The 13,395-nt window shown below is 69.8% G+C and carries 8 protein-coding genes and 1 tRNA gene; 4 read left to right on the plus strand and 5 right to left on the minus strand.

The window, feature by feature from the left end; translation table 11 throughout:
• Window positions 1-40: 40 nt before the first annotated feature.
• The 4 genes from RR3_RS15375 to RR3_RS15390 all read right to left on the minus strand — a co-directional run bounded on the left by RR3_RS15375 (window position 41) and on the right by RR3_RS15390 (window position 7,976).
• A complete protein-coding gene (locus RR3_RS15375; RefSeq protein WP_225223008.1) occupies window positions 41-838 on the minus strand; it encodes a YncE family protein in 798 nt (265 codons plus the stop codon).
• Between the two features lie 226 nt (window positions 839-1,064).
• Window positions 1,065-2,516 (minus strand): glutamate synthase subunit beta, encoded by a 1,452-nt coding sequence (locus RR3_RS15380; protein ID WP_010595485.1) that lies wholly within the window; start codon window positions 2,514-2,516, stop codon window positions 1,065-1,067.
• Window positions 2,509-7,104: a glutamate synthase large subunit gene (gene gltB / locus RR3_RS15385; RefSeq protein WP_010595484.1), complete on the minus strand. Its 4,596-nt coding sequence runs from the start codon at window positions 7,102-7,104 to the stop codon at window positions 2,509-2,511. Before gltB ends, RR3_RS15380 begins: the two co-directional genes overlap by 8 nt.
• A gap of 320 nt (window positions 7,105-7,424) precedes the next feature.
• Window positions 7,425-7,976, minus strand: coding sequence for a TetR/AcrR family transcriptional regulator (locus tag RR3_RS15390; RefSeq protein WP_010595483.1), 552 nt, complete (start codon window positions 7,974-7,976; stop codon window positions 7,425-7,427).
• Between the two features lie 55 nt (window positions 7,977-8,031).
• Between RR3_RS15390 and RR3_RS15395 the strand changes: the two genes are divergently transcribed.
• From RR3_RS15395 to RR3_RS15405, 3 genes are all read left to right on the plus strand, one after another.
• Window positions 8,032-9,060, plus strand: coding sequence for an FAD-dependent monooxygenase (locus tag RR3_RS15395; protein ID WP_010595482.1), 1,029 nt, complete (start codon window positions 8,032-8,034; stop codon window positions 9,058-9,060).
• Window positions 9,061-9,198: 138 nt separating this feature from the next.
• On the plus strand, window positions 9,199-10,845 hold the full coding sequence (locus RR3_RS15400; protein WP_010595481.1) for an acetolactate synthase: 1,647 nt from the start codon (window positions 9,199-9,201) through the stop codon (window positions 10,843-10,845).
• A gap of 483 nt (window positions 10,846-11,328) precedes the next feature.
• On the plus strand, window positions 11,329-11,661 hold the full coding sequence (locus RR3_RS15405; protein ID WP_064066396.1) for a hypothetical protein: 333 nt from the start codon (window positions 11,329-11,331) through the stop codon (window positions 11,659-11,661).
• A 66-nt stretch (window positions 11,662-11,727) separates the two neighbouring features.
• Here RR3_RS15405 and RR3_RS15410 read toward each other — a convergent pair.
• Window positions 11,728-11,813: transfer RNA gene (locus RR3_RS15410), tRNA-Leu, on the minus strand.
• Window positions 11,814-11,951: 138 nt separating this feature from the next.
• On the opposite strand from RR3_RS15410, the gene RR3_RS15415 reads away from it, so the two are divergent.
• Window positions 11,952-13,283, plus strand: a complete 1,332-nt coding sequence (locus RR3_RS15415; protein WP_010595479.1) for an FhaA domain-containing protein — start codon at window positions 11,952-11,954, stop codon at window positions 13,281-13,283.
• Window positions 13,284-13,395: the final 112 nt, after the last annotated feature.

A 13,395-nucleotide genomic window follows, 5' to 3' on the forward strand; every position in this document is an offset into this window, starting at 1 on the left:
TGCAATATGACACAGAGATGAACGAGACGGGAGACCCCCTTTACTCCCGCAGGACGGTCACCGCTCCCCCGCCGATGTTGGTGACGAACACGTTCCCCGCCCCGTAGTCGACGGCCGTCCCCACGGTGCCGCGGTCGACGACTCGTTGCAGCTGCCCCGGACGGTCCACGACGGTCACCGCCGAGGCGCCGATGTTGGTGACGAAGACGTTGCCGGTCAACGGATCCGTGACCACGACACCGGGAGGCAGCACCTCCGGCGGCAGCGGACCGGCCGCCGCATCGTGGTCCGCGACCGTCACGTGGCCGGCGCCGATGTTCGTCACGTAGACACCGTCCGTGCCGGCGTCGAGCGTGAGTTCAGGGGTGAGATGCGCGAGCGGCGAGGCCGCCGGGCTCGGCGCGGACGGCGGGGGCCCCGCCAGGACCCGATCGCGGTCGACGGTGACCGTACCGACGCCGAGATTGGTGACCGCGACGTTGCCGTTACCGCCGTCCACACGCATCTCCACCGGCGCGCCGGACGGCGCCGCAGCGGCGGCCGGGTGCGGTGGAACGGACACGGACACGGCACCCGGCCCCAGGTTGGTGATGCACGAATTACCCGCTCCCCCATCGACTCCGAGAAGTCGCAGGCCGTCGTACCCGGCCACCGGCGGCGCCTGCGGAACGCCGTCGACGGTCACGGCACCGCCGACGTTGCGCACACATTCGCCGGGGACCTGCGCCCCCGCGGGGGCGGCACTCAGGGCCGCCACGGTCCCGGCGCCGAGGATGCCCGCCGCAAGTGATCGTCTCGTGATGCGGTGACCCCTGCGCATCGTGATGCGGTGACCCATGCGCACGACCATAACGCGCGAACCGTCCCGAACGGACGAAACGGGAAGGGCGCGCCCACCGGATTTCCGGCGGACGCGCCCCGCGCGTTCGGCGCTGTCGCAATCCAGCGCTCAGCGCTGCCACATTCGAGCGCTCAGCGCTGTCACATTCGAGCGCTCAGCGCTGTCACATTCGAGCGCTCAGCGCTGTCACATTCGAGCGCTCAGCGCTGTCACATTCGAGCGCTCAGCGCTGCGGCATCGTGGTGGTGGTGATCGGCGAAGGGAGCACCGTCGCACCCTCGAGGTATTGATCGACCGCCGCGGCGCAGGAACGACCCTCCGCGATGGCCCACACGATGAGCGACTGGCCGCGGCCCATGTCACCGGCGACGAAGACGCCGTCGACGTTGGTGGCCCATTCCTTGGAGCGGGCGACGTTGCCGCGCTCGTTGAGGTCCACGCCCAGGTCGGTGAGCAGGCCCGGCTTCTCGGGGCCGACGAAGCCCATGGCCAGGAGCACCAGGTCGGCTTCGAGCTCGAAGTCGGTCCCCTCGACCTTCTCGAAGCGGCCGTTCACCATCTTCACCTCGTGCGCCTTCAGGGCGGCGACCTTGCCGTCCTTGCCGACGAACTGCTCGGTGTTGACGGAGAACACGCGCTCGCCGCCCTCCTCGTGCGCGGAGGACACCCGGTACATCAGCGGGTAGGTCGGCCACGGCGTCGATTCGGCGCGCTCCTCCGGGGGGCGCGGCATGATCTCGAACTGGTGCACGCTGGCCGCGCCCTGACGGTGCGAGGTGCCGAGGCAGTCGGCGCCGGTGTCACCGCCACCGATGATGACGACCTTCTTGCCCTTCGCCGTGATGGTCGGCTCCGGCAGGTCGCCGAGCTGCACCCGGTTGGCGATCGGCAGGAACTCCATCGCCTGGTGGATGCCGTCCAGCTCACGCCCGGGAATCGGCAGGTCGCGGGCCTCGGTGGCGCCACCGGCGAGCACGACCGCGTCGAACTGCTCCCGCAGCTGATCGGCAGTGATGTCGACACCGACGTTCACGCCCGTCTCGAAGACGGTGCCCTCGGCCTCCATCTGCGCCAGACGGCGATCGATGACGGCCTTCTCCATCTTGAACTCGGGGATGCCGTAGCGCAGCAGACCACCGATGCGGTCCTCGCGCTCGAACACGGTCACCGAGTGGCCGGCGCGGGTGAGCTGCTGCGCCGCAGCCAGACCCGCCGGGCCGGAGCCCACGACCGCGACCTTGCGGCCCGTCAGCTTCGACGGCATGACCGGTGCGACCCAGCCCTCGTCGAAGGCCTTCTCGATGAGCTCGACCTCGACCTGCTTGATGGTCACCGGGTCCTGGTTGATGCCCAGGACGCAGGAGGCCTCACACGGCGCGGGGCACAGCCGGCCGGTGAACTCCGGGAAGTTGTTGGTGGCGTGCAGGCGTTCGATGCCGTCGTTCCACTTGCCCTTGTAGGCCAGGTCGTTCCACTCAGGAATCAGGTTTCCGAGGGGGCAACCGTTGTGGCAGAACGGGATACCGCAGTCCATGCAGCGGCTGGCCTGGACCTGGAGGGTGTCGAGCGGGAACGGCTCGTACACCTCCTTCCAGTCGAGCAGCCGCAGCGGAACGGGCCGGCGAACCGGCGTCTCCCGCGAGCCGTGCTTGAGGAAGCCGCTTGGATCACCCACGAGCCGCCTCCATGATCGCCTCGTCCACGTTCGCGCCTCGAATCTCGGCGTCCTTGATAGCCATGAGTACCTTCTTGTAATCGCGAGGCATGACCTTCGCGAAGTGGCTGACCTGCTGCGACCAGTCGGCCAGGATGCGGGCTGCAACCTCGGAGCCCGTTTCGTCACGATGGCGCTCGATGGCGCCCTTGAGCCAGAGGAAGTCCTCGCCCTCGAGGTCCTCGAGATCGACCAGCTCGGTGTTCAGGTTCGCCTCGAAGTCGCGGTCCGGGTTGTACACGAACGCGACACCGCCGGACATGCCGGCGCCGAAGTTGCGGCCGGTCTTGCCCAGGATGACGACCTTGCCACCGGTCATGTACTCGCAGCCGTGGTCGCCGACGCCTTCGACGACGGCCGTGGCACCCGAGTTGCGCACCGCGAACCGCTCACCCGCCACGCCGCGGATGAGGGCCTCGCCACTGGTGGCGCCGAACAGGATCACGTTGCCGGCGACGATGTTGTCCTCGGCGACGAAGCCCGGCGCGGCGTTGAGCGGCGGGCGGACGACGATCCGGCCGCCGGACAGGCCCTTGCCGACGAAGTCGTTGGCGTCGCCGAACAGCCGCAGCGTGATGCCCTTGGGCACGAACGCGCCGAAGCTGTTGCCGGCCGAACCGGTGAACGTGATGTCGATCGTGTTGTCCGGCAAGCCTTCCCCGCCGTACACCTTGGTGAGCTCGTGGCCGAGCATGGTGCCGACGGTGCGGTTGACGTTGGCGATCTTGGTCTCGATCGTCACCGGCGTACCCGACTCGAGAGCCGGCCGCGCCTGGGTGATGAGCTCGTTGTCGAGTGCCTTGTCCAGCGCGTGGTCCTGTTCCTTGGTGCAGTGCAGGTCCTGCTCGCAGAAGATCGGCGAACGGGTCTGCTCGAGCAGCGGCGACAGGTCCAGCTTCGAGGCACGGTAGTGGTCGACGGCCTTGGTGGTGTCGAGCATGTCGACGCGCCCGATGGCCTCGTCGAGGGAACGGAAGCCCAGCTCGGCCAGGTATTCGCGCACCTCTTCGGCGATGTAGAGCATGAAGTTCTCGACGAACTCCGGCTTGCCGGTGAAGCGCTTGCGCAGCACCGGATTCTGCGTCGCCACACCCACCGGGCAGGTGTCGAGATGGCACACGCGCATCATGATGCAACCGGACACCACCAGCGGAGCGGTGGCGAAGCCGAACTCCTCACCGCCGAGCAGGGCGGCGACGACGACGTCGCGGCCGGTCTTCATCTGCCCGTCCACCTGCACGACGATGCGGTCGCGCAGACCGTTGAGCAGCAGCGTCTGCTGCGTCTCGGCGAGACCGAGCTCCCACGGCGCACCCGCGTGCTTGAGCGAGGTCAGCGGGGACGCGCCGGTGCCGCCGTCGTGACCGGAGATCAGCACCACATCGGCGTGCGCCTTCGACACACCCGCCGCGACGGTGCCGACACCGATCTCGGAGACCAGCTTCACGTGGATGCGGGCCTGCGGGTTGGCGTTCTTCAGGTCGTGGATCAGCTGCGCGAGATCCTCGATCGAGTAGATGTCGTGGTGCGGCGGGGGCGAGATCAGGCCCACACCCGGCGTCGAGCCACGCACCTCGGCGACCCACGGGTACACCTTGTGCGGCGGCAGCTGCCCGCCCTCACCCGGCTTGGCGCCCTGCGCCATCTTGATCTGGATGTCGGTGCAGTTGGTCAGGTAGTGCGCGGTGACACCGAACCGGCCGGAGGCGACCTGCTTGATCGCCGAGCGCCGCCAGTCGCCGTTCTCGTCCGGGGTGAAGCGGTCCGGATGTTCGCCGCCCTCACCGGAGTTCGAGCGGCCGCCGAGACGGTTCATCGCGATCGCGAGGGTCTCGTGCGCCTCCGCGGAGATCGAGCCGTAGCTCATCGCGCCCGTGGAGAACCGCTTGACGATCTCGCTGGCCGGCTCGACCTCCTCGAGCGGCACCGCCGGGCGCTCTCCCGTGCGGAACTCGAACAGGCCGCGCAGCGACGCGAGCCGCTCCGACTGGTCGTCGACGAGCTGGGTGTACTCCTTGAAGATCGAGTACTGCCCGGTGCGGGTGGCGTGCTGGAGCTTGAACACCGTGTCCGGGTTGAACAGGTGGTACTCGCCCTCGCGGCGCCACTGGTACTCGCCGCCGACCTCGAGCTCGCGGTGGGCGTGCTCGGAGGGACGGTCCATGAAGGCGAGCGAGTGCCGGGCGGCGACGTCCTGCGCGATCTCGTCGAGGCCGATGCCGCCGAGCTGCGACTGCATCCCGGTGAAGTACTCGTCGACGATCTCCTGCGAGAGGCCGATCACCTGGAAGAGCTGGGCACCGGTGTAGGAGGCGAGGGTGGAGATGCCCATCTTGGACATCACCTTGAGCACGCCCTTCGACGCGGCCTTGATGTAGTTCGCGAGGGCCTTGTCGAGGGTGATGCCGTCCGGCAGGTCGCCGTTCTGCAGCAGCTCGTCGATGGTCTCGAAGGCCATGTACGGGTTCACCACGGCCGCACCGAAACCGCACAGCGCGGCGATGTGGTGCACCTCGCGGGCGTCGCCGGCCTCGACCAGCAGCCCCACCTTGGTGCGGGTCTTCTCGCGGACGAGATGGTGGTGCACCGCCGAGGTGAGCAGCAGCGACGGGATCGGCGCGAGGTTCTCGTCGGACTCCCGGTCCGAGAGCACGATCAGGCGAGCGCCCCCGTCGATGGCCTCGGAGACCTGGCCGCGGATGTTCTCGAGCGCGCGGCGCAGGCCCTCGCCGCCCTCGGCGACGGGGTACAGACCGCGGATGATGACGCTGTTGAAGCCGGGGAACTGCCCGTCGTCGTTGACGTGGATCAGCTTCTGCAGGTCGTCGTTGTCGATGACCGGGGCCGAGATCAGGATCTGCCGGCACGATTCGGCGGTGGGGTTCAGCAGGTCGCCCTCGGGGCCGAGCATGCCGCCGAGGCTGGTGACGACCTCTTCCCGGATCGCGTCGAGCGGCGGGTTGGTGACCTGCGCGAACAACTGCGAGAAGTAGTCGAACAGCATGCGCGGACGCGAGGAGAGCACCGCGATGGGAGTGTCGGTGCCCATCGAACCGAGCGCCTCACCGCCCGTCGCCGCCATCGGCTTGACGAGGAGGTGGACCTCTTCGTTCGTGTAGCCGAACACCTGCTGGCGCAGCACGACCCGCTCGTGGGACATGTAGGTGTACTTGCTCTCGGGCAGATCCTCGAGCCGCGCGATGCCCTGGTCGATCCACTCCTGGTAGGGGTGCTCGGCGGCGAGGGCGCTCTTGATCTCCTCGTCGTCGATGATGCGGCCCTGCGAGGTGTCGACGAGGAACATGCGGCCGGGCTGCATGCGCAGCTTGCGCACGACCTTCTGCGGCTCGATGTCGAGCACGCCCACCTCGGAGGCCATGACGACGAGGCCGTCCTCGGTGACCCACACCCGCGACGGGCGCAGGCCGTTGCGGTCGAGGACGGCGCCGACGACGGTGCCGTCGGTGAAGCACACCGACGCCGGGCCGTCCCACGGCTCCATCAGGGCAGCGTGGTACTCGTAGAACGCGCGGCGGGCCGGGTCCATGGACTCGTGCCGCTCCCACGCCTCGGGGATCATCATGAGCACGGCGTGCGGCAGGCTGCGGCCGCCGAGGTGCAGGAGCTCGAGCACCTCGTCGAAGCGGGCGGTGTCGGACGCGCCCTCGGTGCAGACCGGGAAGATCTTGTCGAGCTTCTCGCGGCCGCCGAACACGTCGGAATCGATGAGCGCCTCGCGGGCACGCATCCAGTTGGCGTTGCCGGTGACGGTGTTGATCTCGCCGTTGTGGGCGACGCGGCGGAACGGGTGCGCGAGCGGCCACGACGGGAAGGTGTTGGTGGAGAAGCGCGAGTGCACCAGGCCCAGTGCCGACTCGACGCGCTCGTCCTGCAGATCGCGGTAGAAGCCCTCGAGCTGCGGCGTGGTGAGCATGCCCTTGTAGACGAAGGTCGACGCCGACAGGCTGGGGAAGTACACCGTCTCGCTGCCGGGGCCGTCCTGGCCGGCGCCCTCGCTGCCGAGCTCGTGCTCGGTGCGCTTGCGGACCACATAGGCCCGGCGCTCGAGGTCGAGACCGCCGAGGGTGCGGTCGGGCGAGGTGAGGAAGATCTGACGGAAGCTCGGCATGGCCTGCTTCGCCAGCGTGCCCAGGTCGGAGGGGTCGACGGGAACCTCGCGCCAGCCGAGGACCTGCAGGCCCTCCTCGGCGACGATCGCGTCGACGGCGGCGACGGCCTCGTCGGCGGCCTTCTCGTCCTGGGGCAGGAACGCGATACCGGTGGCGTAGAAGCCGGCGGGCGGCAGGTCGAAGTCGACGACCTCACGGAAGTAGCGGTCCGGAACCTGGATGAGGATGCCGGCACCGTCACCGGTGTTGGACTCGGAGCCCGCGGCACCGCGGTGCTCGAGGTTCACCAGCGCGGTGATCGCCTTCTCCACGATGTCCCGGCTGCGGCGACCATGCATGTCGACGACGAATGCGACACCGCAGGCGTCGTGCTCGTTCGCCGGGTGGTAGAGCCCTTGCGGCCCGGGAAGATGCTTCATACCTAGCCTTCGTTGCGTTTGATTGCAGCGACGACCAGCAGCGCTGATGGCCATCTACTTGCGTGAGCAAGTACCGACACGTGGTGGATCGGCACCGATCACCGTTCAGTATCCGCCCTTCCGCGACGATGCGGGTGCCCTTTTTCGGCAGCTCGGGCCGGATCTCCCGGTCGGCTTGGACGTCGTGTGTCCACCGTGTTGCGTACAACGATATGTCAGCCGCCTGGGGACGACGCAACCAAGGCTATCCTATCCATCCCTAACGGCCCGGTGACCGACCGTTAACACGCGGTTGACGCACGACCACGCGGCGCTCCGCGTCACCGCAGCGCGCGCACCAGCCGGCGAAGGTCCTCGCGCGGGTCGGAGTCCGCATCCTCCGAGGTCAGACGGTGCAGGATCATCCCGTCGAGGTGGTCGGCGAGCATGCGTGCCCCGCCGACCGGATCCGCGGAGCCGAGAGCGGCGAGCACCGTGAGCCCCGTGCCCTGCAGTTCGTCGCGCCGGCGCTGCACGGACCGTCGCAGCGCCGGGGAGGCGCTGGCCTCGACGAACAGTGCGAACCGGGCCCGGGTACGCAGCGCATCGGGACCTGTCGCGAACATCACGTACCCCGCGAGCACGTCGACGAGTTCGTCCTCGGTGCGCGGGAGGTTTCCGCCCCCCAGGACGGCGATGTCGGACCGGTCGCGCTCGACGAGACGGTCGAGGACGCCCTCGAGCAGAGCCCGGCGCGTGCGGAAGTAGTTCGACGTGGAACCGGCCGGCACGCCGGCGGCCGCGTCCACGCCGCGATGGGTGAGCCCGCGCAACCCCTCCCGGCCGAGCAGTTCGATCGCGGCGTCGAGCACCGCGGCGCGTTTGTCGGTCACCCCTCGACACTACAACAGTAGTGACAAGACACTACATACGTAGTAGATTGTCGTCATGACCAGGAGCAACAGCGGCAAGGCCGCGGTCCTCGGCGGCGGAATCGGTGGGCTTACCGCAGCGAACGCACTCGTCCGGCGGGGCTGGCACGTCGACGTCTTCGAGCGTTCCCCCGCGTTGCCGGCGACCGGAACAGCGCTCGGGATGTGGCCGGCCGCGCTCGACGCTCTCGCCTCGGCCGGGCTCGCCGGCGCCGTCGAGCGACTCGGCGTCGCCCTGGACCGCGGCGCGATCGTGCGGCCCGACGGACGTCCGCTGGCGCGGATGCGCACCCGGCGGCCCGCCGTACTGCTCTCGCGGCCGGCGCTGCTGGGCCTGCTCGCCGCGGGCCTGCCCGACGAGGTGCTGCGGCTCGGCCGGGCCGCCCCGCCACTGACCGAGCTCGGCGCCTACGACGTCGTGATCGGCGCGGACGGTCTGGGCAGCCCGACCCGCGACGCCCTCTTCGGCCCGGGCCACCGGCCCGTCCACGCAGGCCTCGCGGCCTGGCGCGGCTGGGTCGACGGCACCGTGGACACCGCGACCGAAACATGGGGCGCGGGCGCACTCTTCGGGATCACTCCCCGCGAGGGCGGCCTGGTCAACTGGTTCGCCGCGGTCCGCGCGCCCGTCGGCACCACCGGCGGCGCCGACGACCTCGTCGCCCGGTTCGGCGACTGGCATCCGGCCGTGCGCGACGTACTCGACCGCCTCGACCCCGCAACCGTGCTCCACCACGAGATCTACCAGTCCCCGCCGTTGCCGTCGTACGTGCGCGGCAACGTCGCGCTGCTCGGCGACGCCGCCCACGCCATGACGCCCAACCTCGGCCGCGGCGCCTGCGAGGCGATCGTCGACGCGGCCACCCTCGCGGGGCTGCTCGCCCGGTTCGAGGTGCCCGAAGCGCTCGGCCGCTACGACCGGGCGCGGCGTCGGACCACCCGGCTCCTCGTGCGGGCGTCGTACGCGGCGAGCCGGGTGGCGACGGCCGAACGCGGGACAGCCCTGCGCGACGCGGTGCTGCGGCTCGCGCCGCAACGGGCGTGACAGTCCACCGACATTCCGATATCGCTTTGTGACACAATACTTTTCGGAGAATCCTCCCGGTCCGGTGCGGACGGCCGGCTCGGGCAGAGTTCACCGAACCTGCCCCACGGCACTGCCCGCACCCGTACCCTTCGCGCCATGAGCCCGGACCTCGAGGGGCACGGCGGCGACCACGCCGCCGCGGTGGCCCGCGCCCACGGTGTCGAGACGATGTTCACCCTCTCCGGCGCGCACGTGTTCCCGCTGTACGACGCCGCGGTCAAGGGCGCGGCACGCATGCGGCTGATCGACGTGCGGCACGAGCAGACGGCGGTGTTCGCCGCGGAGGCCACGGGCAAGCTCCTCCGGCATCCCGGGCTGGCCGTGCTCACCGCCGGGCCCGGGGTGACGAACGGTGTCAGTGCCGTCACCCAGGCGTACTTCGCGGGGTCACCGCTGGTCGTGCTCGGCGGCCGCGCACCCAACGCCCGCTGGGGCACGGGCAGCCTGCAGGAACTCGACCAGCCGCCGCTGCTGTCCACCGTCACCAAGCTGTCCGAGACGGCGAAGACGCTGGACCGTGTGGGTCCGCTGGTCGACGAGGCGTTCAGGGCGGCCCGCGCGTCGCACCGGGGGCCGGCATTCGTGGACGTGCCGATGGACGAACTGTTCGGACGTGCCACGCTGCCGCTGCCGTCGCCGCCGGTCGCGGTCCGGCTCGAGCCCGACACGGACTCACAGGCGGAGATCGCCACCCTGCTCGCCGGGGCGCAGCGGCCGCTGCTCGTGCTGGGCACCGACGTGTGGGCCGATCACGCCGAGGAGGCGGCGCTGCGATTCGTCGACGAGGTCGGGATCCCGGTGATCACCAACGGCATGGGCCGCGGCGTGGTCCCCGGTGGACACCCGCTGCTCGTCACCAAGGCTCGCGGCACCGCGGTAGGGACCTGCGATCTGGCGATCGTCGTGGGCACGCCGCTGGACTTCCGCCTCGGCTACGGCCGGTTCGGTGGACGCGACGGCGCACCCGCGGCCCGGGTGGTGCACGTGGCCGACGAACCGGCGCAGGTGTCGGCACACGCCGAACTCGCCGCCTCGGTGTCCGGCGATCTCACGGCCTGCCTCGACGGCATCCTCTCGGCGCTGCCCTCACGTCCGGACACGGAGACCTGGGTGCGACGCCTGCGCGAGGAGGCGACGGCCGCGGCCCAGCGCGACGCCGCCCTCCTGGCCGCCGACACCGACCCGATCCACCCGGCCCGGATCTACGGGGAACTGCTGCCGCGACTGGCCGACGACGCCGTGATCATCGGCGACGGCGGCGACTTCGTGTCGTTCGCGGGCAAGTTCGTCGAACCGAGACGGCCCGGCCAGTGGCTCGATCCCGGGCCGTACGGATGCCTCGGCGCCGGGCTCGGCGCGGCCGTCGCGGCGCGCGTGGCACGGCCGGCGAGTCAGGTGGTGCTGTTGCTCGGCGACGGCGCGGCCGGGCTGTCCCTGATGGACCTCGACACCCTGGTGCGGCACGAACTTCCCGTGGTGATCGTGGTGGGGAACAACTCGGCGTGGGGGCTGGAGAAGGGTCCGATGCAGCTGCTGTACGGCTACGACGTGGCCGCCGACCTGGCGCCGGGCACGCGGTACGACCTGGTGGCGACGGCGCTCGGGGCGGGCGGCGAGCTGGTGACGGATCCGCGGGAACTCGGCCCGGCCCTGGACCGGGCGTTCGCGTCCGGGGTGCCGTACCTGGTGAACGTGCTGACGGACGTCACAGCGGCGTACCCGCGGGGGACCACCGGAATCTGAGCGCGGGCGAAACCTGCCGGGCTGTGGACAACTTCGGGGTTGTCCACAACGGCGGTGAGCGGGCGGATTCCGCGTCCAGCGGGAGGTTGCCGTCGAACCCACTCGGCCGATGCCGCGAGATCCTCCCGCTCGGCTCACAGCAGGCTGCGGGGCGTCTCGCGGGTCAGTCGACATCCCCGTCCCACGGGAACGTGACAACCCCACAAATAACAACTGACCGCAGCGAATAAATCAGCTGCGGTCAGCGGTATCGAAAGGGTAACAGGCAGTTGTTAGGGTAAGGAAACAAAAGTTCCGTGAAGTGAGTCACAGCGGGTTTGACTCTGCCCTCCAGCGGGAACCACCGCCGGAAGCGGTTGCGCAGAGACGTCCGTCACGTGGCGACTTGTTGAACACTCAACCGACTGGGAAAACGTCCCGAATCGGGCACAACAGACCATGCATCCTGCATGTAATCCGTCCGGGGATGCCAGACTGCTCGCCATGAGCACGACCCGCACTGCACATCGCACGACAACCCCGTCCTCGCCCCACGGCGCGACGAGCCTGACGGATCTCGCGGCCGCCGCCGACGAGCACACCGTCGCCGACGTCCACCAGGGGCAGGTGTTCCTCGGCATCCTCCATCGCGAGAACGACAGCGTCACCGCGGCACTCGCCACCGCCGAGACCTGCGCGCGGATCGAACGCGGCAGCGGCTCCGTCGCCGCAGCACAGCGGTACGAGGCGGAGGTCCGGAAGTTGCGCGAGACCCAGCGGGAGCTGCACTGCATGATTGCGAACCTGCGGACGCGCTTCGCGACGGCCGGCTCCTGAACCGAACGCACCGAGCGACCGGAGAACGACTCGGGCCCCCGATCCGCAAGGATCGGGGGCCCGATGTGGTGGGCGAAGGGGGACTTGAACCCCCACGTCCCGAAGGACACTGGCACCTGAAGCCAGCGCGTCTGCCATTCCGCCACTCGCCCGAGCGACTGGAAAACAGTAACACACCCCCTCGGCGAACAACGATTCGCCTGCGCAGAGGCCCTTTCCGGGCGATGCGCCGGACCGCGGCGGCGGGGGCGCCCCCTCCACCGGGCCGGATCGGACGAAAAGTCGATACCATGCAGAAGCGAGCTCTGCATTGCGACACGCAGACCGGAAAGGGGGTCGCCGTGGGTATCGCGCAGCGATTCGAACGCAAGCTGCAGGCTGCCGTCAGCGACGTGTTCGCGCGCGTCTTCGGTGGCGGCGTCGTTCCGCAGGAAGTGGAGGCCGCGCTCCAACGCGAGGCCACGGACGGCGTCCAGCAGCTCGACCGGGGCCACACGCTGGCTCCCAACCGGTACGTGATCACGATCAGCGAATCCGATCACGAAGCCCTCGCCGCGGATCGGGACTTGACGGTGAAGGCGTTCGCGCGTCACCTTGAGGACTTCATCCGCGAGCAGGGGTGGCAGACCTACGGTCAGATCCAGGTCGGATTCGAGTCGTCGGCGGCGCTGCACACCGGGCAGTTCCGCACGCACGGGTCGGTCGACCCCGACGTCGGGCGCGCCCCGGCCTCACGGACACCGCACCACCGTTCAACCGTGACCCCCGACCCAGGAGTTGGCTCGATGACGCAGAACCCAGGCTACGACCCAAGCCGTGACCCCGCCGAGAGCGCCGAGCCGCAGTACGCGCGGAACGGTCACGCGCACGTAGGCCAGGATCAGCGCTACCAGCAGGGCCAGCGGAACGGCGGGGCGTATCCCTCCGCGCAGGCACCGTACGGCGGTGAGCAGGGCGGCTACGACGCCGGCGGATACGACCAGCAGGGCTACGGCGCGCCCGGCGGGCACGAGGAGCGGGGCTACGGCGAAGACCGGGGTTACGGCGGCTACTCCGGACAGGCGTACAGCCAGGACTACGGGCGCGACTACTCCCCGCAGTACCCGTCCCAGCAGGCCTACGGCGACGACCGCTACCAGGGCGGATACGCCCAGCCCGGTGGTTACGACCAGGGCTACCCGGATCAGGGGTACGGCCAGCAGGGCTATGCCGGACAGGGCTACCCCGACCAGGGGTATGCGGATCCGGGTTACGGCCAGCAGGGCTACCCCGAGCAGGGGTACGCAGACCAGGGCTACGGTGCCGGCGCGTACCAGCCCCCGCAGGCCGGCCGGGTGCTGACCGCGACGCTCCAGCTCGAGGACGGCAGCGGACGCTACTACCAGCTCCGGGAGGGCAGCAACATCGTCGGACGTGGGCAGGACGCCCAGTTCCGGCTGCCGGACACCGGCGTCTCCCGCCGCCACATCGACATCCGCTGGGACGGGCAGGTGGCCATGCTCTCGGATCTCGGCTCGACCAACGGCACCACCGTCAACGGTGCATCCGTGCAGGACTGGCAGCTCGCCGACGGCGACGTGATCCGGGCGGGTCACTCGGAGATCCTGGTGCGCATTCTCTGAGCGCCGAGGACCGAGACCCGATCGGAACCGGCCCGAGACCCATCCGACGCGTCGGCAACGCGCCGGACGATGCGTCTCGTCGCCCGGGGTCCGTATTGTGGGTGACCGCAGC

The organism is Rhodococcus ruber NBRC 15591 (assembly GCF_001894945.1).
In the GTDB taxonomy this organism is placed as follows: Bacteria; Actinomycetota; Actinomycetes; order Mycobacteriales; family Mycobacteriaceae; genus Rhodococcus; species Rhodococcus ruber.